Annotated in this window: 21 protein-coding genes; 9 read left to right on the top strand and 12 right to left on the bottom strand. The window is 72.1% G+C overall.

The genetic code is table 11. The features are described 5' to 3' along the window. Positions 1-30: 30 nt before the first annotated feature. Positions 31-1,443 carry an NAD(P)/FAD-dependent oxidoreductase gene (locus tag EDM22_RS02540; protein ID WP_245989134.1) on the bottom strand — a complete coding sequence of 471 codons (1,413 nt, stop codon included), beginning with the start codon at positions 1,441-1,443 and terminating at the stop codon, positions 31-33. Continuing rightward, positions 1,440-2,753: a glycosyltransferase gene (locus EDM22_RS02535; RefSeq protein WP_122935479.1), complete on the bottom strand. Its 1,314-nt coding sequence runs from the start codon at positions 2,751-2,753 to the stop codon at positions 1,440-1,442. Before EDM22_RS02535 ends, EDM22_RS02540 begins: the two co-directional genes overlap by 4 nt. Positions 2,754-2,887: 134 nt before the next feature. On the opposite strand from EDM22_RS02535, the gene EDM22_RS02530 reads away from it, so the two are divergent. Next, complete coding sequence (locus EDM22_RS02530; RefSeq protein WP_122935478.1) at positions 2,888-3,496, top strand: TetR/AcrR family transcriptional regulator; 609 nt, start codon at positions 2,888-2,890, stop codon at positions 3,494-3,496. Here EDM22_RS02530 and EDM22_RS02525 read toward each other — a convergent pair. Genes EDM22_RS02525 through EDM22_RS02510 form a run of 4 tightly spaced genes read right to left on the bottom strand, consistent with a single transcriptional unit; the run spans position 3,478 to position 7,402 of the window. Further along, complete coding sequence (locus tag EDM22_RS02525) at positions 3,478-4,593, bottom strand: ABC transporter ATP-binding protein (RefSeq protein WP_122935477.1); 1,116 nt, start codon at positions 4,591-4,593, stop codon at positions 3,478-3,480. The two genes, EDM22_RS02530 and EDM22_RS02525, sit on opposite strands and share 19 nt — an antisense overlap. Then, positions 4,590-5,441: an ABC transporter permease gene (locus EDM22_RS02520; protein WP_212591874.1), complete on the bottom strand. Its 852-nt coding sequence runs from the start codon at positions 5,439-5,441 to the stop codon at positions 4,590-4,592. Before EDM22_RS02520 ends, EDM22_RS02525 begins: the two co-directional genes overlap by 4 nt. Then, positions 5,434-6,297: an ABC transporter permease gene (locus tag EDM22_RS02515; RefSeq protein ID WP_212591873.1), complete on the bottom strand. Its 864-nt coding sequence runs from the start codon at positions 6,295-6,297 to the stop codon at positions 5,434-5,436. The genes EDM22_RS02520 and EDM22_RS02515 overlap by 8 nt, the downstream gene beginning before the upstream one ends. A 4-nt stretch (positions 6,298-6,301) precedes the next feature. After that, positions 6,302-7,402 (bottom strand): polyamine ABC transporter substrate-binding protein, encoded by a 1,101-nt coding sequence (locus tag EDM22_RS02510; protein WP_170963982.1) that lies wholly within the window; start codon positions 7,400-7,402, stop codon positions 6,302-6,304. Between the two features lie 119 nt (positions 7,403-7,521). Here EDM22_RS02510 and EDM22_RS02505 point away from each other — a divergent pair, with 119 nt between their 5' ends. Together EDM22_RS02505 and EDM22_RS02500 are read left to right on the top strand one after the other, a co-directional pair. Continuing rightward, a complete protein-coding gene (locus EDM22_RS02505; RefSeq protein ID WP_122935476.1) occupies positions 7,522-8,700 on the top strand; it encodes a hypothetical protein in 1,179 nt (392 codons plus the stop codon). Continuing rightward, positions 8,664-9,650, top strand: coding sequence for an SIS domain-containing protein (locus EDM22_RS02500; RefSeq protein ID WP_122935475.1), 987 nt, complete (start codon positions 8,664-8,666; stop codon positions 9,648-9,650). Before EDM22_RS02505 ends, EDM22_RS02500 begins: the two co-directional genes overlap by 37 nt. Positions 9,651-9,882: 232 nt before the next feature. Here the strand turns inward: EDM22_RS02500 and EDM22_RS02495 are convergent, their stop codons facing one another. Together EDM22_RS02495 and EDM22_RS02490 are read right to left on the bottom strand one after the other, a co-directional pair. Continuing rightward, a complete protein-coding gene (locus tag EDM22_RS02495; RefSeq protein ID WP_122935474.1) occupies positions 9,883-10,434 on the bottom strand; it encodes a hypothetical protein in 552 nt (183 codons plus the stop codon). Further along, the gene (locus EDM22_RS02490; protein ID WP_122935473.1) at positions 10,431-11,477 is read right to left on the bottom strand and encodes an LssY C-terminal domain-containing protein; all 1,047 of its coding nucleotides are present in this window, start codon (positions 11,475-11,477) and stop codon (positions 10,431-10,433) included. The genes EDM22_RS02495 and EDM22_RS02490 overlap by 4 nt, the downstream gene beginning before the upstream one ends. Before the next feature lie 57 nt (positions 11,478-11,534). Here EDM22_RS02490 and EDM22_RS02485 point away from each other — a divergent pair, with 57 nt between their 5' ends. From EDM22_RS02485 to EDM22_RS02460, 6 genes are all read left to right on the top strand, one after another. Next, a complete protein-coding gene (locus tag EDM22_RS02485) occupies positions 11,535-12,746 on the top strand; it encodes a cysteine desulfurase-like protein (protein WP_122935472.1) in 1,212 nt (403 codons plus the stop codon). 29 nt (positions 12,747-12,775) lie between these two features. Further along, positions 12,776-13,549 (top strand): isocitrate lyase/PEP mutase family protein, encoded by a 774-nt coding sequence (locus tag EDM22_RS02480; protein WP_122935471.1) that lies wholly within the window; start codon positions 12,776-12,778, stop codon positions 13,547-13,549. A gap of 84 nt (positions 13,550-13,633) precedes the next feature. Beyond that, positions 13,634-14,530 carry an ABC transporter ATP-binding protein gene (locus EDM22_RS02475; protein ID WP_122935470.1) on the top strand — a complete coding sequence of 299 codons (897 nt, stop codon included), beginning with the start codon at positions 13,634-13,636 and terminating at the stop codon, positions 14,528-14,530. After that, complete coding sequence (locus tag EDM22_RS02470) at positions 14,527-15,360, top strand: ABC transporter permease (protein ID WP_122935469.1); 834 nt, start codon at positions 14,527-14,529, stop codon at positions 15,358-15,360. Before EDM22_RS02475 ends, EDM22_RS02470 begins: the two co-directional genes overlap by 4 nt. Positions 15,361-15,363: 3 nt before the next feature. Beyond that, entirely contained in the window at positions 15,364-16,485 is a 1,122-nt protein-coding gene (locus tag EDM22_RS02465; RefSeq protein ID WP_122935468.1) for a winged helix DNA-binding domain-containing protein, read from the top strand. Positions 16,486-16,504: 19 nt separating this feature from the next. Continuing rightward, a complete protein-coding gene (locus EDM22_RS02460; RefSeq protein ID WP_122935467.1) occupies positions 16,505-16,885 on the top strand; it encodes a DUF1304 domain-containing protein in 381 nt (126 codons plus the stop codon). Positions 16,886-17,387: 502 nt separating this feature from the next. On the opposite strand, the gene EDM22_RS02455 is transcribed toward EDM22_RS02460, so the two are convergent. From EDM22_RS02455 to EDM22_RS02440, 4 genes are all read right to left on the bottom strand, one after another. Next, positions 17,388-17,834: a hypothetical protein gene (locus tag EDM22_RS02455; protein ID WP_212591872.1), complete on the bottom strand. Its 447-nt coding sequence runs from the start codon at positions 17,832-17,834 to the stop codon at positions 17,388-17,390. A gap of 128 nt (positions 17,835-17,962) precedes the next feature. After that, positions 17,963-19,285, bottom strand: a complete 1,323-nt coding sequence (gene hemL, locus EDM22_RS02450; RefSeq protein WP_122935466.1) for a glutamate-1-semialdehyde 2,1-aminomutase — start codon at positions 19,283-19,285, stop codon at positions 17,963-17,965. Further along, positions 19,282-20,280 carry a porphobilinogen synthase gene (gene hemB, locus EDM22_RS02445; RefSeq protein WP_170963981.1) on the bottom strand — a complete coding sequence of 333 codons (999 nt, stop codon included), beginning with the start codon at positions 20,278-20,280 and terminating at the stop codon, positions 19,282-19,284. Before hemB ends, hemL begins: the two co-directional genes overlap by 4 nt. Positions 20,281-20,343: 63 nt before the next feature. Next, positions 20,344-21,141 (bottom strand): uroporphyrinogen-III synthase, encoded by a 798-nt coding sequence (locus tag EDM22_RS02440; RefSeq protein WP_122935587.1) that lies wholly within the window; start codon positions 21,139-21,141, stop codon positions 20,344-20,346. Position 21,142 lies beyond the last annotated feature (1 nt).

Genomic DNA, 21,142 nt, shown 5'->3' with positions numbered 1-21,142 from the left:
CGAGCCGGGGTGGTTCGTCCGGTGACGGGTCTAGGAGTTGAAGCCCAGGCCGAAGCGGTCCAGGGTCCGCAGCCAGAGGTTGCGCCGCCCCTCGTGGGCGTCGGCGGCGAGGATCGAGCGCCGGGTGAACTGCACGATCGGGTTGCGCAACGGCTCGGGGGGGATGGGGAACGGCCGGCGGCGCACGATGTCGTAGCGGAGCCGCGACGTGGGCTCGCCCGACAGCAGGTCGAGTGCGACATCCGCCGAGAACCGCGACGCACCCACGCCGAGCCCCGTGTGTCCCACCGCGTAGGCGATGCGACCGCCGAACGCCGTGCCGTAGGCCGCCGTGAAGCGCGTGGTCGAGTCGATGGGACCGGCCCACCGGTGCGTGAAGCGCAGCCCCGCGAGCTGCGGGAACGTGTCGAGGAAGTGCCGGGCGAGCAGTTCGTGCGAGCTGTCGCGCTGCTCGAGGCTCGCGTCGACCCGACCGCCCGGGTAGTAGACCGCGTCCCAGCCGCCGAAGAGGATGCGGCCGTCGGCGGTCGGCCGGTAGTAGTGGAACTGGTTGCCCGCATCGGTGAGGCCCTGCCCCTCGCCCCACCCGATCGACGCGCGCTGCGCCTCGCTCAACGGCTCGGTCATGAGCACGTGGTCGTAGAGCGGCATGATGTAGTTCCCGAGCCGCTTGAGCGGGGCCGGGTACGCCGCCGTCGCGATCACGGCGTGGCGCGCGTCGACGTGGCCTCGGGCGGTCGTGACCCGCACGACGGCGCCCTGCCGTGCGAGCCCGGTCGCGGCGGATGCCTCGAAGATGCGCACCCCGCGACGCTCGAGCTCGGCGGCCATCCCCCACGCGAGCCGCGCCGGATCGACGAGCACCGTGCCCGTGCGGTCGCGAAGCCCGCCGAGATACGTGGGAGAGTGCACGTCGGCCTGCACCTCGTCGCGGCTCTGCAGCTCGAGGTCGACGCCGTGCCGCTCGCCGAGCCGCTGCGCCTCGACGAGTCCGGCGAGCTGCCATTCCTCGACGGCCAGGGTGGTCTTGCCCGACGGCGCGAGGTCGCAGTCGATACCCGCCGCCCCGATCGTCGCGACGAGCTCGGCGAGGTTGCGGTCGCCCTCCTCGTGCAGCGCGCCCACCTGGTCGGGCCAGATCGCGGTACCGTGCGTGAGCCCATGGGTGAGCGAGCTCGCGACGAAGCCGCCGTTGCGGCCGGTCGCGCCGTGGGCGACGTGCTCGGCCTCGAGCACGACGACCGATCGGCCGGGCTCGCGCTCGAGGGCGCGCCACGCGGTCCAGAGGCCCGTGAACCCGGCGCCGACGACCACGAGGTCGGCCTCGTCGCCGCCCTCGAGCGCCGGCCGGGCGGCGGGCGCCTCCGCGCGGTCGAGCCAGTACGCGCGGGGTGCCGCGTCGCGCAACGCGTCGACCGCGGCATCCGCCATCACGTCGCTCACACTCGCTCCCGCACGGCGGCGCGCTCGATCACGTCGGCCGCGGCGGCCACGCCGGCACGCGAGCGGATGTCGGCGCCGACGGCGGCGATGCGCTCGCGCAGGGCGGTGTCGGCGAGCAGGCGGCGCACGGCGCCCTGCAGTTCCTCGGGGGTGAAGCGATACGGGTCGAGGCGGATGCCGAAGCCCAGCTCGTCGACACGTTGCGCGTTGTCGTACTGGTCCCAGAAGAGGGGCAGCAGCACCATCGGCTTGCCGAAGTGCAGCGCCTCGGTGGTGGTGTTGTTGCCGCCGTGGGTGATGACGAGGTCGACGAGGGGCAGGATCCTCGTCTGCGGCAGGAACTCGGCGCCCCACATGTTGTCGGCGAGTTCGAACTCGTCGTGCAGCGGCCCCTTCGAGACGATGACGTTGACGGGTTCGTCGGCGAGCGCGCCGATGACGCGCTGCATGAGCTCGACGTCGGCCGAGCCGAGCGAGCCGAGGCTGAAGTAGACGAGCGGACGGCTGCCGTCGGTGAACGAGGCGGGCAGGTCGGCGGGCGCCTGCTCGGTCTCGCGCACCGAGGAGTCGAGCCGGTGCCAGTGCTCGCCGAGGGGACGCTCGTCGGTGTAGTCGAGCACCTCGGGGTAGACGTAGAGGTTCTCGTCGCCCTCGTGGATGAACTGGAGGTCGGGCAGCGGCGGCGCGCCCTGCTCCTGCACCCACGCGTCGAACGCCTCCCACAGCGGACGGTGCGTGCGCTCGTATTCTGCGCGGAACGCGGCCCACCCCTCGCGGTCGTCCTTGCCGAGGCCGGAGAACGCGGGGGCGATGTCGTCGCCGGGGACCTCGAGCGGGTTGCATGAGACGATGCGCACGAACGGCACGCCCGCGGTCACGAGCGCCGGGAAGGCGAGCACGTTGTCCTCGATGATGACGTCGGGCCGGACGCGCTCGATGATGGCCTGCAGCTGCGGCTCGCAGTACTTCGCGCCGTTCACGAGCTCCTCCCAGATGGGGAGCGTGACCGTCTCGAGCTGCTCGGCCGTGGTCTTGCGGAACTCGGGCGAGATCTCCTTGATGTAGTCCTTCCAGAACTGCCCGGCGTCCTGCTCCACCTCCGCCCCGTCCTCGGCGACGGGCGCGGGCGCGAGGTCGACGAGGTCCTCCTCGAACCCGAGCGCGGCGAGCTTGCCCTCCCAGGAGCGCTCGGCGGCGAACACCACGCGGTGCCCGCGCCGCAGCAACTCGTTGCCGATGCCGATGCAGTTGTTCGTGGGGCCGTAGGCGCTCTCGGGCATGAACAGGAAGGTGCGGCGCTCCTCGGTCATGGCGACTCCGTTCGTGGTTTTCTTGAATGCTGATGGAAAGAATGTGTCACGTCAAGATGTGCTGGAAATATGGTCAGAACGGCCTAATATTGACCAGCGATGCAGACAATCTGTCTGGCGGGGAGGGAACGGCGATGGCGAGGCCCAAGCGGCAGGAGGAGCGGCGCAGCCAACTCGTCGCGGCGGCGCAGCGAGCGATCGCGGCACACGGACCCGACGGCGCGCGCCTGAACCGCGTCGCCGAGGAGGCCGGCCTCACCTCGGGCGCGGTGCTCTACTACTACCCCGACATCGACGAACTGATGTTCGAGGCGAACCGCGCCGGCATGGAGCGGTTCTACGAGGGCCGCGTGCGCATGCTCGAGCAGCTCGACGACGATCCGGTCGCTCGGCTCCTCGCGCTCGCCGAGTCCGGCCTGCCGAGCGGCCCCGACGACACCGAGGTGCGGCTGCTGTGCGAGCTCGGCGGATCTGCGGGCCGCAATCCCCTCATGGCCTCGCTGCTCACGACGCTGTACGACCGCAAGGTCGGCATGTACCAGGTGGTGCTCGAGCAGGGCGCCGCCCGCGGCATCTTCACGCTCGGGCAGCCATCGCTCACGATCGCCCGCAACCTCGTCGCCCTCGAGGACGCCTACGGCTACCGCATCATCGCCCAGCACCCCACGATCGACCACGACGCAGCCCTCGAGCTCATCGTCGCGTACGCCCGCCTCGCGACCGGTCACGCGCTCGCTCCCTGAGCCGCGGGCTCGGCGAGGGGCTCCGCCGGGTCGGTGACGGATGCCGCGGCGGGCTCCGCGGCCACGACCGCCGCACGCCCGAAGCCCACGCCGACCTCGTCGCCGCGCGCGATGCGGCTCGCCCCGTGCACGCTCGCGAGGATCGGCGCGAGGATGCCGGGCACCTCGACCGAGATCGTGGACGCGCCACCGAGGAAGTACGTGTCGACGACCGTGCCGCGCAGGCCAGCGGTCGCGGCATCCGTCGACAGCTGCACGTCCTCGGGGCGCACGACCGCAGTGGCGGGCAATCCGGGGGCCAGCGCGTGGGTCGCCGCGACGCTGCCGACACCGCGCACCTCGACGCCGTCGGCCGTCGCCACCCCGTCGAGGAGATTGGCCGTGCCGATGAACGACGCCACGAACCGCGAGGCGGGGTTCGCATAGAGCTCCTGCGGGGTCGCGAGCTGCTCGAGACGACCTTCGCGCAGCACGGCGATGCGATCGGCCATCGACATGGCCTCCTCCTGGTCGTGCGTCACGACGACGAACGTGAGCCCGACCTCGTGCTGCAGGCGCTTCAGCTCGAGCTGCATCGACGAGCGCACCTGGCGGTCCAGCGCCGAGAGCGGCTCGTCGAGCAGCAGCAGCCGCGGCCGCTTCACGATCGCGCGCGCCAGCGCCACCCGCTGTCGCTGGCCGCCCGAGAGCTGCGCGGGGCGGCGCTTGGCGAGCGGGCCGAGGCCCACGATGTCCATCACCTCGCCGACGCGCCGGCGCACCTCGGCCTTCGCGACGCCGTCGGCCTCGAGCCCGTAGGCGATGTTGCGCTCGACCGAGAGGTGCGGGAAGAGCGCGTAGCTCTGGAACATCATGTTGACGGGACGCTTGTGCGGCGGCATCCGCAGCAGGTCCTCGCCGTCGACCTCGATGCGGCCCGACGCGGGCGTCTCGAACCCCGCTATCGAGCGCAGCAGCGTCGTCTTGCCGCACCCGGAGGGGCCGAGCAGGGCGAAGAACTCGTTGTCGGCGATGTCGAGGGAGACGCCATGCAGCGCGACGGTGTCGCCGTAGACGGCGCGGACGCCTTCGACGCGGAGCAGGGGGGCGGGGCTCATCGGTCGGATCCTGTCAGTCGGGTGAGGCGCTGTGCCGCGATGACGGTCACGATGCTCACGAGGAGAAGGAGGGTGGCGAGGGCGTTCACCTCGGGGGTCACCCCGAAGCGCACCATCGAGTAGATGACGATCGGCAGCGTCGGCTGGGTCGGTGCGGTCGTGAAGAACGCGATCACGAACTCGTCGATCGACAGCGTGAACGCGAGCAGCGCACCCGCCACGATGCCGGGCGCGAGCTGCGGGAGCGTGATCCGCACGAAGGTGCGCACGGGGCCCGCGCCGAGGTCGCGCGACGCCTCCTCGAGGCTCGGGTCGAGGTTCGCCATGCGGGCGAGCACGATCGCGGTCACGAAGGCCGTGGCGAACACCGCGTGCGCGAGGATCACCGACTGCAGCCCCAGCGAGAACGAGAGCAGCGAGAAGAACGTCAGCAGCCCGATGCCCAGCAGCAGGTCGGGCAGGATGGCCGGTGCGATCGCGAACGCCCGGATGAGGCCGCCGCGCGTGAAGTGATGGATGCCGTAGGCGAGCAGCGTGCCGAGCACGGTGGCGATCGCCGTGGCGCCCGTGGCCACGATGAGCGTGTTCACGAGGCCCTGCATGATCTTCTCGTCGGCGAACAGCTCGGGATACCAGCGCAGCGAGAAGCCGCGCCACACGAACAGGTTCTCGGAGTCGTTGAAGCTCATGATCACGACGACGAGGATCGGCAGGTACAGGAAGACGTAACCGAGCCAGAGGGGCACGAGGATGCCGCGCGGCCTGCGTACCGCGCGCGGGCGCGCATCGGGGTCGAGCTCGCGCATCGCGGTGGTCGTGGGAGCGGTCGTCTCGGTCGTGTCAGCCACGGCGCGGCCCTTCCGTGAGGCGCCGCGAGACGGCGTTCTGCACGAGGATCACGATCACGAGCAGGATCGTGAGCACGAGGGCGAGGGTCGCGCCGAACGGCCAGTCCCGCGCCTCGAAGAACTGGTCGCGCACGAGGTTGCCGACCATGATCGTCTTGCCGCCGCCGATCAGCTCGGGGATCACGAAGTTCGACATCGCGGGGACGAACACGAAGATGCATCCCGTGAGCGCCCCCGGGATCGAGAGGGGCAGCGTGACGGTGCGGAAGGCGCGCCAGGGCGTCGCGCCGAGGTTCGTCGCCGCCTCGCGGAGCGACGGGTCGAGCTGCTGCAGCGAGGCGTACAGCGGCAGCACCATGAGCGGAAGGTACATGTAGAGCAGGCCCACGATGATCGCCTGCGGCGTGTAGAGCATGCTGATGGGCTCGTCGACGAGCCCGAGCCCCTGCAGCCACTGGTTCACCCAGCCGGCGTTGTTGAGCAGCAGGATCCACGCGTACGTGCGGATGAGGAAGTTCGTCCAGAAGGGGAGCACGATGGCCACGAGGGCGACCGTGCGCCACTTCGGCGACAGCCCGGCGATCCCGTACGCCATCGGGTAGCCGAGCAGCAGCGCGAGCACGGTGACGACGAGCGCCATGCCGATCGACTGCATGATGACGCCCAGGTAGAGCGGCTCGAAGAGCTTGGCCCAGTTGTCGAGCGTGAAATCGAAGACGATGCCGCCGAAGCGGCCGCGGGTGAAGAAGGTGTAGAAGGCGAGCAGGCCGACCGGGATCGCCATGAAGACGATGAGGAACAGCACGCCCGGGGCGAGGAACGGAACGGGGGCCTCCCGCTGGAGCGTCGAAGTCACCGTGCTAGTTCGTCGCGAGCACTTCGGCGTTGAGGTCGACGTACTTCACGGTGTCCTCGCCGAGGTCGACGATGGTCTCCTGCTGGGTGAGCTCGTCGACCGTGATGCCGAGGGTCGGGTAGGAGTCGATCAGGGCGGGGTCGAGCGCCTCCATCGCCGCCTTGTTCGGCACCTTGTAGAGGATGTTCTCGGCGACCCAGGTCTGCACCTCGGGGTCGAGGATGTAGTCGATGAAGGCCATCGCGGCCTCCTTGTTCTTCGAGCTCTCGAGCACGGTCATCGTGTCGACCCAGAGGTCGGCGCCCTCCTCGGGCACGACGAACTTGATCGACGGGTCCTCGGCGATGCCGTAGTTGCACCAGCCGTCCCACGCCTCGACCATGGCCGCCTCACCCGAGACGAGCTTCGAGTAGAACGTGGTGTCGTCGTAGGCGAGCAGCGTCGGCTTGGTTTCGATGAGCTGCGCCTTCGCCTCCTCGAGCTCGGCGTCATCGGTGGTGTTGAGCGAGTGTCCGGCCGCCTTCAGCGCCGGCATCGAGAGCCAGCGGTCGGTCGAGAGCATCGTGGTCTTGCCGACGAGCTCGGGCTTCGGGTCGAGCAGGTCGTTCCACGATGTGGGGTCGTAGCCCGTGAGGTCGGGGCGGTAGCAGAGGCCCGTGGTGCCCCAGGCGTAGGGCTCGGAGTAGACGTTGCCCTCGTCGTAGGCGAGCTCGAGCGCCTCAGGGTAGAGGTTCTCCTCATTCGGGATGAGCGACTTGTCGAGCTTCGCGAGGATGCCCTGCTCGCCGAGGGCCTGTGCGTACTGGCCGGAGACGAACGCGACGTCGATGCCGGGGTCGGAGCTCGCCGTGAGCTTCGCGACGATGTCCTCGTTGGTGGTGTGGTTGACGATCGTGGTCTTCACACCGGTGGCGGCCTCGAACTGCTCGGCGAGGTCCTCGGGGTAGTAGTCCGCCCAGATCGAGACGGTGAGCGTCTGCTCGCTGAGGTCGGCGTTCGGATCGAGCGTCTCCGTGGCGTCGCCGCCGGTGGAGCACGAGGTCGCGGCGAGGGCGAGCGCCAGCGATCCGGCCGCTGCGGTGGCGATGCGTCGCATGGTGGGCATGAGCGGTACCTCCTGGGGTGGGAAAGGTTGAGTGATTGTTGCATCGCGACTGAAGGAACCGCAATGGATTCCCGGAACTACTGGCGTGGTGTTTTCCCAATAGTTACAATCCAAATTCAATGAACTCGACAGTCAGTGGCAGCGCACCGACCGTCGGCGGCAGCCTGCTCTCCGTCGACGGCGATGGCCGTGTGCTCGTCGGGGGGCGGCCCCCGACGGCCGGCGACGGTGTCGCCCGGGCGCTCGCCCGGCTCGTCGTCCACGGCATCCGCGACGATGCCGTGGAGCGCGCGATCTCCGTCGACCAGACCAACACCTCCGTCATCGTCGACGACCGCGTGGTCGTGAAGATCGTGGGAAGGTGGGCGGCCGCGGACCGCGCGGGCGACCTGCTCGAACGCCTCGCCGCGGCGGGCTCCGACGACATCGCGGCGCTGCACGGGCGCGTCGAGTGGCGGCATCCGGAGCTCGGCACCTCGACCCTCGCGCTCGTCACCGAGTACCTTCCGGGCGCCGAGGACGGCTGGACGTGGGCGGTCGACGACGTCGTCGCCGTGCTCGACGGCCGTGGGCCCGACCCGGCCTGGCCCGCGCTCCTCGGCCGTCGTGTCGCGCGCATCCACGACGTGCTCGGCGCCGGCGCCGTGCCCACCGGCGCGGATGCCGCAGAACTCCGCGTGGCACGGGCATCCGCATCGCTCGACCGCGCGCTCGCGGCGGCATCCGGTCGTGTACGCGCGCGGCTGCACAACCGCCGCGCCACGCTCGCGCGCGCGATCCGCTCGCTCGCCGGCAGCGCACCGGGACTCGAGTTCCCGATCCACGGCGACCTGCACCTCGGCCAGGTGCTCGCATCCCCGGGCGACGATGCCGACGGGCGCCGCTACACGATCATCGACTTCGACGGCGACCCGCAGCTCGAGGCGTCCGATCGCGAGCGGGCGGATGCCGCGGCCCGGGACGTCGCGCACCTGCTCGTGTCGTTCGACCTCGTCGCCGCCGTCGCGCAGAAGCGCGTGCGGCGTGCGGACCCCGCGGCCTTCGCGTGGGCGGACCGCGCACGCGCGGCGTTCCTCGACGCGTACCGCGACGCGCTGCGGCATCCGGAACTCTTCGACGACACGCTGCTGCCGGGCTTCGAGGCCGAGCAGCTCGTCGCGGAGCTGCACTACGCCGACCGCTTCCTCCCGGGGTGGCGCTACGCCCCCGACGCGGCGATCACCCACCGTCACCCGTCAACGCACGAACTCCCGGAGGAACCGTGGACACCGCCGCCTTCCGCGCCGACCTCGACCTGATCCCCTCGACGCTCGCATCGCTCGCCGACTCGCTCGAGCGGGGACTGCCGGAGCTCGAACAGCTCGGGTCGCTCGGCGCCGCACGTGTGCTCGTGGTCGGCATGGGGTCGAGCCGTTACGCGGCCGACGTGGTGGCGCGCCGCTTCCGCGCCCACGGCGCGAACGTCGTCGTCGAGCTCGCGAGCGCGGTGCTGCTGCCGGAACCCGCCGCCGACCTCGCGGTCGTCGCCGTCTCGGCGACCGGAGGGAGTGCCGAGGTGCTGCGGGCGGTCGACCGCTACCGCGGCACCGGACGGCTCGTGGCTGTGACGAACCGGCCCGACTCGGAGCTCGGCCGGGTCGCCGACGTCGTGGTCCCCCTGCTCGCGGGCGTCGAGGCGTCGGGCGTCGCGTGCCGCACGTTCCGGGCGACGTTCCCGGTGCTCGATGCGGTGCTCGGGGAACTGCTCGGCACGGCCCCGGCCGAACGCTTCGACGCCGGGGTCGTGCGACGCGCCGCCGCCGCATCCGACGCACTCCTCACCTCCGCGGCCGAGTGGCTGGCGCCGCTCGGCGGCCTGCTCGCCGGACCGATGGGCACGTGGGCCCTCGCGCCGGCCGAGCGCGCATCGAGCGCCCAGCAGGCCGCCCTCATGCTGCGCGAGGTGCCGCGCCGCGCCGCGTACGCGTCGGAGACGGGCGACTGGTCGCACGTCGACGTCTACCTCACGAAGACGCAGGACTACCGCGCGCTCGTCTTCGCCGGATCGGCGTGGGACGCGCAGGCGCTCGAGTGGATGCAGGCGCGCGGCTCCCGGTACGCGGCGGTCTCCCGCGACCTCCCCGGTGCCGAGCTGACGGTGCGGTTCGCTCACGACGACGACGAGTCGGTCGCCGCCCTCGCCGAGGTGCTCGTCGGCGAGCTCGTCGCCGACCGCTGGCTGCGCTCCGGCTCCTCGCCGGTCGAGTAGGCGCGCAGCGCACCACCCGCCGGTCGAGTAGGCGCGCAGCGCCGTATCGAGACCCTCCCGCACCCGCCGATCGAGTAGGCGCGCAGCGCACCACCCGCCGGTCGAGTAGGCGCGCAGCGCCGTATCGAGACCCTCCCGCACCCGCCGATCGAGTAGGCGCGCAGCGCCGTATCGAGACCCCGTCGCGTGGTCTCGATACGCTGCGCCACTCGACCGACGGCGCCCCGCCGGGTCACTTGCGGTGCAGGATCACCCGCTGCCGGGGCCGCCGGGCGTAGGCCCGCGCGTTGCGGCTCGAGAGGGCGAGCAGCACGAGGATGTCGAGTGCCAGCGTGACGAGCGTCGTGCGGAGCGTGATCTCCGCGTTCCCGGCGACCGACTCGACCCACGAACTGGTGATGCTGATCGTCGCGAACAGCATCACGGCGATGCGGGCCCAGTTGCTGCCGAACCAGACGAGCACCGCGAGACCGAGCTCGACGACGAGCACGATCGCGCCGAACACGAGGATGATGGCGAGCACGGCATCGGTGGCCGCCTGCTCGTCGGTGCCCGGGTCGACGGTGATGTCGAGCTGTTCGCGCAGCAGCTCGTCCCAGAACGCCCAGAGCGAGACGAGCCAGACGATGCCCGCGATGACGCGCAACACGACGAGCACCGACCCGACCGCCGTCGCCGCGGGCCGCCGCATGCTGGTCGGGGGCGTCACGGGCCGCGCGAGCGACGCGGGCGACTCGTAGGCGGGCCGCTTCTCGACGTTCACGCGCTCGAACGGTGCGCTCATCCGTCGGCCCCCCTGCCCGTGGCGGATGCCGCGGCGTCGGCGCCCCTGACGGGAACCGAGTCGCCCGCGGCATCCGCCGGCCCGGCCTCGATCGCCCCGATCGGCACCTCGCTCACGACCACGACGGGCAGGTCGCCGTCGGTGCGGATCGTGTCGCCGCCGCCGTTGCGCGAGTGGTACCCCGTCGAGAAGTCGCGCAGCACCTCGACGTACGCGTTGGGATTCGCGGTGAGCACCGTCGCCACGATGTGGTCGCGCTCGACGTCGATGTCGGCGTCGATCTTGTGGGTGATCTGCAGCGTGAAGATCGAGAATCCGACGGCGCGGTCGAAGGTGCCGGCCGCGAGCCACTCGACGCGTCGGCCGCCGGGCAGCAGCCACCCGTCGGGGGTGCGCCAGAAGCGCACGTGGTGGCGGCGCGCGGGGTTGCCCTCGACCTCCTGCTGGTATGCGAAGTCCTGCTGGCGACCGAACAGGAACAGCGGGCTCACCGGCGCCTCGTCGTAGCTGCGACGCGTGATCGTCGACGTCACGATGCGCCAGCTCGTGGCCAGGGTGACGTCGTCGGCCCGGGTCCAGCCCGCGAGGGCCATGGCCGCGTGCAGGGATGCCTCGCTCCCCTCGAACGCGAGGTTCACCGGGTCGCCGAGCAGTCCGTCACTCGTGCGCGCCCGCCCGATGAAGTAGTCGGGCACGTAGATCGTGGTGAGGATGCGGTGGAGCCGCGGGAGGACGAGGTAGGCCAGCACGAGCCAGAAGCCGAGGAAGAACGCGATGCCGAACCAGCCGAACTCGAACGACTGGGTGAACACGAGCCACGCGAGCCACACCGCCGCGACGCCGGCGAACACGAAGAAGAACCCGTCGAGCATGCTCGCGACGGAGAACCGGCGGGCACGGGCGGATTCCGCCTCCGATCCGGCGTTCGCTTCCGGGCCGGGTTCGACGCCGGGTTCGGCGCCCGCCTCGGCGGCCGCGTCCGGGACCGGCTCGGCACCCGCTTCCGGGCCCGGCTCCCGCTCGGCCACGCTCCCGTCGGACATGTCTGCATGCTAGTCCGCCCTGCCGACGCGTGGGCGCTTCTGGCTAGGCTCTCGCTCATGGCCTACGACGTCGCACGAGTCCGCTCGTGGTTTCCCGCGCTCGAGTCCGGTTGGGCGCAGTTCGACGCCCCGGGCGGCACGCAGACTCCCCGCCAGGTGGGCGACGCCGTGGCATCCGTGCTCACCGGCCCGCTGTCGAACCGCGGCACGATCGGCGCGTCCGAGGTGAACGCCGAGCAGGCGGTGCACGCGTTCCGGCTCGCGATGGCCGATCTCGTGAACGGCCACCCGCGCGGCATCGTGCACGGTCGCAGCACGACGCAGCTCGTGTACGACTTCTCCCGGCACCTCTCCCGTGAGTGGGGGCCGGGCGACGAGGTCGTCGTGACCCGCCTCGACCACGACTCGAACGTGCGCCCGTGGGTGCAGGCCGCTGAGCGGGTCGGGGCCTCGGTGCGCTGGGTCGACTTCGATCGCGAGACGGGGGAGCTCGCGACCGAGGCCGTCACCGCCGCACTCACGGGTCGCACCCGGCTCGTGGCGGTGACCGCGGCATCCAACCTCATCGGCACGATGCCCGACCTGCCGGCGATCTCGGCCGCGGTGCACGCCGCGGGCGCCCTGCTGTTCGTCGACGGCGTGCACTACACGGCCCATGCGCTGCCGGATGTCGCCGCGCTCGGCGCGGACTTCTTCACATGCTCGCCGTACAAGTTCCTCGGCCCGCACTGCGGTGTGCTCGTCGCGCGGCCCGAGGTGCTCGAGACGATCACGCCAGACAAGCTCCTGCCCGCGACGAACGTCGTGCCCGAACGGTTCGAGTTCGGCACGCTGCCGTACGAGCTGCTCGCGGGGGTCACCGCGGCGGTCGACGTGCTCGCCTCCCTCGACCCCGAGACGACGGATGCCGCGAGCTCCCGCCGCGCGCACCTCGCCGCGTCGTACGCCGCCCTGCACGAGCACGAATCCGAGCTGCAGGCGCGGCTCGAGCAGGGACTCGCCGAGCTGCCCGGCGTCACCCAGTGGTCGCGGGCGGGCCGGCGCACCCCCACGCTCCTCACGACGTTCGCCGGCCGCGCGGCATCCGAGGTGACCCACGCCCTCGCCGAGGGCCGCGTGCTCGCGCCCTCGGGCAACTTCTACGCGCTCGAGGCGTCGCGGCACCTCGGCCTGGGTGACGGCGGCGGACTGCGCATCGGCCTCGCCCCCTACACCGACGCCGACGATGTGCAGCGGCTGCTCGACGGGCTGGCCGGCGCCCTCGCCTGAGCGTCGTCGTGTCGCATAGCGTGGACCGCATGACCCTCGCCGACACCGCCGCCGAACTCCGTCGCCTGCACACCGATCCCGAGCTGCTGCAGGTCGTGAACGTGTGGGACGTCGTGAGCGCCCGCGCCGTCGCCGCCCTGCCGGGCACCCGCGCGATCGCCACCGCGAGCCAGTCGATCGCGGCGGCCTTCGGCTACCCCGACGGCGAGCGGATCCCGGTCGACCTCATGCTCGACATGGCCGGCCGCATCGCCCGCGCCGTCGAGGTGCCGGTCTCCGCCGACCTCGAGGCCGGCTACGGCGACCCGGGCGAGACGATCCGTCGGGCCGTCGGAGAGGGCATCGTCGGCGCCAACCTCGAGGACGAGCTGAAGCCGCTCGACGAGTCCGTCGCGGCGGTGGCCGCGGCGGTCGCCGCCGCCGAGGCCGAGGGCGTGCCGTTCGCGCTCAACGCCCGCACCGACGCGTTCCTGCGCGGCAGGGACCGGCCTCGCGACGTCTGGGTCGCCGACGCGATCGAGCGCGGCCGCGCCTACCTCGACGCCGGCGCCACCTGCGTCTTCGTGCCCGGCGACTTCGGCGAGGACGTCGTGGCCGAGCTCGTCTCGGGGATCGGCGAGCGGCGCGTGAGCCTCATCGGCCTGCCCCACATCCCCGCGCCCGCACGCCTCGGCGAGCTGGGCGTGGCACGGCTCTCGTACGGCCCGTACTCGCAGCGGGTCGTGCTCGGCGCGCTGCAGGACCTCGCGAGCGACCTCTATGCGGGCGGCGTGCTGCCCGCGGGTCTGCGCCCGCTCAACTAAGGTGGGCCTCAGGCGGCCCCGGCCGCCGGGTCGCGTGGGGGCACGACCTGTACGGCCTGCTGGGCCCCCGCAGGAGGAGAGCGCATGGCGAGCGGCATCCCGATCGAGATCACGGGCCTGACCAAGCAGTTCGGCGCGGTGACGGCGGTCGACGACCTCACGTTCACCGTCGAGCCGGGCAAGGTCACCGGATTCCTCGGACCGAACGGCGCGGGCAAGACCACCACGTTGCGGGTGCTGCTCGGGCTCGTGCGGCCGACACGGGGCACGGCGACCTTCGGCGGCACCCCGTACGCGTCGCTCACCCGCCCGTTCGAATCGGTCGGGGCGGCCCTCGAGGCGACCTTCCACCCGGGGCGCACCGCGCGCAATCACCTGCGCGTCTACGCGACCGCGGCGGGCCTGCCCCGCTCGCGCGTGCAGGAGGTGCTCGACCAGGTCGGGATCTCGGAGTTCGCCGACCGTCGGGTGGCCGGGTACTCGCTCGGCATGCGCCAGCGCCTGTCGCTCGCCACGACGCTGCTCGGCGACCCGGGCGTGCTGGTGCTCGACGAGCCGATCAACGGCCTGGACCCCGAGGGCATCAAGTGGATCCGCGGCTTCCTGCGGAGCCTCGCCGACGAGGGGCGCACGGTGCTCGTGAGTTCCCACCTCCTCAGCGAGGTGCAGCAGAGCGTCGACGAGGTCGTCATCATCTCGAAGGGCCGGCTCGTCAAGGCGGGCACCCTCTCGAGCCTCGAGCTCGACGCGGAGGCGCAGACCATCATCGATTCGCCCGATCGCCGCGCACTCGCGGCGGCCCTCGACGCGGCCCGCATCCCGTACACCGAAGGGCGCAACGGCCTCATCGCCGCGGAACCCGACCCCGCCGTGGTCGGCCACGCGGCCTTCGTGGCCGGCGTCGAGGTGAGCTCCCTGCACCGGTTGAAGTCGGGCCTCGAGGAGTCGTTCCTCGCCCTCGTGAACGGGGAGGCCGAATGAACGCCGTCCTGCACTCGCTCGGCTCGGAGTTCGAGAAGGTCGTCACGACCCGCATGTGGTGGGTGCTCGGCGGGCTCCTCGTCGTCTACGTCGCGATCCTCGCGGGCGGGTTCGGCGCCTTCCTCGGCTGGACGATCCAGAACCCCGAGGCCGCGGCGGCGGCGGGCGGCAACACGACGGTACCGCCCGGGGTCTCCCTCGCCCCGCTCGTCTACACGTTCGCGTCCTCGATCGGCTACGTGTTCCCGGTGCTCCTCGGCGCGCTCGCCGTCACGGGCGAGTTCCGGCACCGCACGCTCACGCCCACCTTCCTCGCCGAGCCGCGCCGCTCGATCGTGCTGGGAGCGAAGTTCCTCTCGCAGCTCGTCGTGGGCGCGGGCCTCGGCGCGGCCGCCTTCGCGACCTCGGTGGGCGCGGGCGCCCCGGCGCTCGCCGCCTTCGGACTCGAGACCGAGCTCGACTCGAGCGACACGTGGGCGCTCGTGGGCCGCGGCATCCTCGCGATGGCCCTCTGGGGTGCGATCGGCGTCGGCCTCGGCGCCCTCGTGCCCAACCAGGTCGCGGCGATCGTGATCGTCATCGCGTTCACCCAGTTCGTGGAGCCGATCCTGCGCCTCATGGCATCGTTCAGCGACGTCACGGCGAGCATCGGCCGGTTCCTGCCGGGCGCGGCGAGCGACGCCCTCGTGGGTGCGTCGTTCTACAGCATCATGTCGACCGGCTCGTCGGCGAGCCTCGAGTGGTGGCAGGGCGGACTCGTGCTGCTCGGCATCGCCGTGGTCGCCACCGTCATCGGCGGCGCCACCACCTGGCGGCGCGACGTCTCGTAGGCCGTGGACGTCGACGCCCTCCGCGCGCTGCGCCTGCGGGTGCAGGGGCTTCGGGCGCCGAGCGCCGGAAGTGCTCCCGAGGTGGTGGGCCGGTTCGTCGCGGTGCAGTCGCAGGAGTTCCTGCCCGCGCAATGGGGTCTCGCCGCTCGCGTGCGCGACGACCGGCGACCGGATGCCGCGACCGTCGCCCGTGCGATCGACGCCGGCGACATCCTCCGCACGCACGTGCTGCGACCCACGTGGCACTTCGTCAGCCGGGACGATGCCCGCTGGCTCATGGAGCTCTCGGGTTCACGCGTTCGGCAGCTCCAGCTCTCGATGCTGCGCTCCCTTGGCCTCGACGGGGCGGAGGGCACGCGGGGCGTCGCCGTGGTCGCGCGCGCCCTCGAGGGCGGGCACCGTACCCGAGCCGAGCTCGGCGCGGCGCTCGATCAGGAGGGGTTGCCGCCGACGGGGCTCGGCATGGTCTACGTGCTCATGCTCGCCGAGCTCGAGCGGGTCGCGATCAGCGGCGTCACCGTCGGGAAGCAACGCACCTACGCCGCGTTCGACGAGCGGGTGCCGTCGTCGCCGCCTCGCTCCCGTGCGGAGGCGCTCGCCGATCTCGCTGCGCGGTACCTCGCCTCGCGGGGTCCCGCGAGCGATCGCGACTTCGCGTCCTGGTCGGGCTTCACGCTCACCGATTGCCGGCGGGCGATCGCCGACGCCGCGGACGCCTCCGCCGGAGGGCTCGAGCCGGTCGAGGTCGACGGCCTCGCGCACTGGCTCGATGCCCGCATGGTCGAGCAGGTCACGGGCGGCGACGGCGAGCGTGGGGTCGTCGACCTGCTCCAGGCCTACGACGAGTACATCTCGGGCTATGCGGCGCCTCGCCGGTACCTCTTCCCGCCCGGTCGCGCGGCGAGCACCGCACCCGAGTTCCCGCTGCACGCCCTCGCCGTCGACGGGGTGCTCGCCGGGCGGTGGGCTCCCGTCGTCGACGAACGACGCGCGACCCTCAAGCTCGTGCAGTGGCGGGCGCTCTCCCACGCCGAGGAGCGTTCGCTCGCGGCATCCGTCGCCGGGCTCGAGCGATTCCTCGGCGCGCCGGTGACGGTCGAGCGCGCGACGTCGCCCGGCTCCTGATCACCGATACGATCGCGGCATGGCCGTCATCGCGAGCATCTTCGTCGCCCTCGCCGCGCTCCTGCACGGCTACATCTTCGTGCTCGAGAGCGTCCGCTGGACGAACCCGCGCACGTGGAAGACCTTCAACGTGCCGAGCCAGGAGCAGGCCGAGGTGCTGAAGCCCATGGCCTACAACCAGGGCTTCTACAACCTGTTCCTCGGGGTCGGGGCGGCGTTCGGGCTCATCCTCTACTGGTCGGGATCCGAGGTCGTGGGCCTCACCCTCGTGCTCTTCACGACGGCGTGCATGGTGCTCGCCGCGGCGGTGCTCACGACGACGGGCCGCGGATACGTGCGCCCGGCGCTCATCCAGGGCACGCTGCCGCTCATCGGCTTCGTGCTCTTCCTCTTCGCCTGAGTCCTGCCGGTTCGCCTGAGTCCGCTGGTCGCCCGGCCATCGGGTCGGCGTGCGCGCTGCGCGTGCTCCGGCCCGGGCCGGAGCCTGCCGAGTACCCGCCCGAGCTGGTGCGCACGGTGCGCACCCATCGCGCGCCCTTCGAGCCCAGCCCGAACCGATCCGCGGTGCGAATCCACTGGAACCGATCTGCAGTGTTCTGCCCGATGCCAGACCCGTGAACTCGTGAACTCGTGAACTCGTGAACTCGCGAACTTGTGAACGAGTCCACCGGGTTCGTAGGGGAACAGACTCACCGGCGGCGGTGCGCGAACAGGGCCGGGGGGTCGCGGCGGCATCAGGGTCACCTCCCTGTCGCGAAGCGAGCCCGGTCGAGCGTCACGCCGGCTGTCGAGCTCCTCGAGGACCGCGTCGTTCCAGTCCGCCGCGAAGAGGACCGGCCACGTCGGCTGATTCGCGAGACGGGGATCGGCCCACCCGAGCCCGCGACGCACGACGCGGTCCGTCAGTCGGACTCGACGGGCTCCGCAGTGTCGACGGGCTCCGCAGTGTCGACAGACTCCGCAGTGTCGACGGGCTCCGCAGTGTCGGCGGCCTCCGCCGTCTCGCCGAGCTTCAGGCTGTCGATGAGCTGGGCCGCGTGGTTCGTGCTCACGATGACCCGCGTGAACTCGCCGCCGGCCAGCTCGAGCACGACCGCCGGGCGCTTGCCCTTCACGATCACGAAGTCGCTGCCCCCGTGGTACTTCCACACGCCCACGGCGACCACGAGCGGCACCTCGGTGCCGCGCCGGCGGATGCCGCGGATCCAGATCCACGGGTCGTCGGTGATGGTGGCCGAGCGGATGTCCTCCCGCTGCACGACGATGTCGTCGGCGCGGAACGCAAGCGTCTTCTCGGCCGTGGTCAGGTGGACCTCGATCCGATCGGTGTGCACGCGTAGGCTCGCCATGTCTCCATCCTGCCCGAGACGGATGCCGCGTGCGTCATCGACGCTCCACAACGCACACCCCGATCCGTGCACGATCCCACCAGTCCCGCGATCGTGCGGGCGTCGGCGGCCCGCTGTCGCCGGGCGCGTCAGGCGAGCGGTCGAGCGGATGCCGCTGCGCGCGCCGCGGCCGGCAGGGCGTCCACGATGCGCGACACCGCCGCGTCGTCGTGCGCCGCCGTCACGAACCACGCCTCGAACACGCTCGGCGGCAGCGAGACGCCCGCGTCGAGCATCGCGTGGAAGAACGGCGGGTAGCGCCACGCTTCCTGGGCCAGCACGCCGGCGTAGTCGTGCACGCCGCCCGCGACGGCGTCGCCGAACATGAAGCTGAAGAGGTTCCCGGCGCGCTGCACGACGTGGGCGACGCCCTCGGCGGCGAGCGCGTCGGAGACGGCGCGCTGAAGCACGGCGGAGACCTCGTCGAGCTTCGCGTAGACCGCGGCATCCGCGAGCCGCAGCGTGGTGACGCCCGCCGTGACGGCCACCGGGTTGCCCGAGAGCGTGCCCGCCTGGTAGACCGGCCCGAGCGGGGCGAGCCGCTCCATGATCTCGGCGCGACCGCCGAGCGCGGCGACCGGCATGCCACCACCGACGACCTTGCCGAACGTGAGCAGGTCGGGCGTCGACGCGTCGTCGGTCTGCGCCTCGAGTCCCCACCAGCCGGCGGACGAGACCCGGAACCCGGTGAGCACCTCGTCGCTGATGACGAGCGCGCCGTGCGCGTGCGCGAGCTCGACGAGCGCGCGGTTGAAGCCCGGCGCGGGCGGCACGACGCCCATGTTCGCGGCGGCGGCCTCGGTGATGACGGCGGCGATGCGGTCGCCGTGCTCGGCGAAGACGCCGCGTAGGGCGGCCAGGTCGTTGTACGGCACCACGAGGGTGAGCGCGGCGATCTCGGCGGGCACGCCCGCGGAACCCGGCAGGGCGAACGTTGCGAGGCCCGAGCCCGCCTCGGCGAGCAGGCCGTCGGAGTGGCCGTGGTAGTGCCCGGCGAACTTCACGAGCAGGTCGCGGCCGGTGAAGCCGCGGGCGAGGCGGATGGCGCTCATCGTCGCCTCCGTGCCCGTGCTCACCAGCCTCAGCTTCTCGACCGGCGCCACGCGCTGCTCGATGAGCTCGGCGAGCTCGGTCTCGACGGGCGTGGACGCGCCGAACGAGAGGCCGCGCGCCGCCGCATCCTGCACCGCCGCGATCACCTCGGGGTGGGCGTGGCCGAGGATCGCCGGGCCCCAGCCCGCGACGAGGTCGACGTACTCGCGGCCCTCGGCATCGGTGACGTGGGGACCGCGCGCCGACACGAGGAAGCGCGGCGTGCCGCCCACCGAGCGGAACGCGCGCACGGGCGAGTTCACGCCGCCCGGGATCGCCGCCTGCGCTCGCGCGAAGAGCTCGTCGTTCGTCGGCGTCATGCGGCCTCTCCCTTGCGGATCCACCCGGCGAGCTCGGTCGCCCAGTACGTGAGCACGGCGTCGGCGCCGGCGCGGCGGATGCCGCGCACCGACTCGATCACGGCGCGCCTGCGGTCGATCCAGCCGTGCATCGCGGCGGCCTCGATCATCGCGTACTCGCCCGACACCTGGTACGCCCAGACGGGGATGTCGCTCGCCGCCGAGACGTCGGCCAGCACGTCGAGGTACGAGCCCGCGGGCTTCACCATGACGATGTCGGCGCCCTCCTCGATGTCGATCATGGCCTCGCGCAGGCCCTCGCGGCGGTTGCCGGGATCGAGCTGGTAGGTGCGGCGGTCGCCCTCGAGCGTCGACTCGACGGCGTCGCGGAACGGTCCGTAGAACGCCGACGCGTACTTCGCCGAGTAGGCGAGGATCGCCGTGTGCGCGAACCCGGCGTCGTCGAGGGCCTCCCGCACCGCCGCGACCTGGCCGTCCATCATGCCCGAGAGACCCAGCAGCTGCGATCCGGATGCCGCCTGCACGAGCGCCATCTCCCGGTACCGGCCGAGCGTGGCGTCGTTGTCGACGCGGCCGAGCGGGTCGAGCACGCCGCAGTGGCCGTGGTCGGTGAACTCGTCGAGGCACAGGTCGGTCTGCACGACGAGCGCGTCGCCCGCCTCCTCGCGCACGATGCGGGTCGCGACGTTGAGGATCCCCTCGGGGTCGGTCGCTCCCGAGCCCTCGGCATCGCGCACCTCGGGCACGCCGAACAGCATCACGCCGCCGACGCCCGCGGCCGCGGCATCCGCCACCGCGCCCTTCACGCTGTCGAGCGAGTGCTGCACGACGCCCGGCATCGAGCTGATCGGGATCGGTTCGCTGCTGCCCTCGCGCACGAAGATCGGGAGCACGAGGTCGGCCGGGTCGAGGCGGGTCTCGGAGACGAGTCGGCGCAGGGCGGCCGACTCACGGAGACGGCGCGGGCGCACACGGGGAAGGGGCGCGGAAGTCACCCGCCAAGCCTACGCTCGCCCGGCTGGGCGGCCGCTCGGTGGGCCCGGGCGCGGGCCGTCGGCTCAGGCGTGCGCGATCGCCGCGTTCACGACGGCGTCGATGAGGGACTCGGCGCTGCGCTCCTCGGCGACGACGTCGACGCGGAGTCCGAACTTGCTCGCGTCCTTCTGCGTCTGCGGGCCGATCGCGGCGACGAGGGTGCGATCGGGGATGGGACCGAGCTGCGCCTGCACCTGCTCGGCGACGCTGCCCGAGGTCACGAGGATCGCGTCCACCTTGCCCGCGCGCACGTCGTCGACGACCTTCTGGGCCACCGGCACCCCGACGGTGCGGTAGGCCACGACCGCCTCGACGTGGTGCCCGATGCGGGCGAGGCCGATCGAGAGCACCTGCTTCGCGATCGCTGAGCGCAGGGCGAGCACGCGCAGCGGGCCGGCGCCGTCCGTGGCGGCCGTCCACTCCTCGAGCAGTCCGCGCGCCGAGTTGTCCTCCGACGGCACGATGTCGGCGTGGTACCCGGCCGCAACGAGGGCGGCCGCGGTGGTCTCCCCGACCGCGGCGACCTTCGTCGATTCCGGGATGACCGCGCCGTACGACGACAGCACGTCGACGGTCGTGGCGCTCGTGACCGTGAGCCAGTCGAACTCGCCGGCGGCGAGCTTCGCGAGCGCCGCCTCGAGGGCGGGCTGGTCGTCGGCCGGGGCGAAGTTGATCATCGGAGCGACCACCGGCGAGGCGCCGCGTGCGCGCAGGGCGGCCGCGACGGCGTCGCCCCACGGGCCGCCGCGCGGCACGAGCACCCGCCAGCCGGCGAGCGGCTTCGCGCCGCTGCCCCCGGGCAGGTTGATCGCGCCGGTCATC

This window comes from Agromyces tardus, from assembly GCF_003710805.1.
Lineage (GTDB): Bacteria > Actinomycetota > Actinomycetes > Actinomycetales > Microbacteriaceae > Agromyces > Agromyces tardus.
Note: the sequence above shows the minus strand (reverse complement) of the source record. Positions and strands in the feature narration are given on the sequence as shown.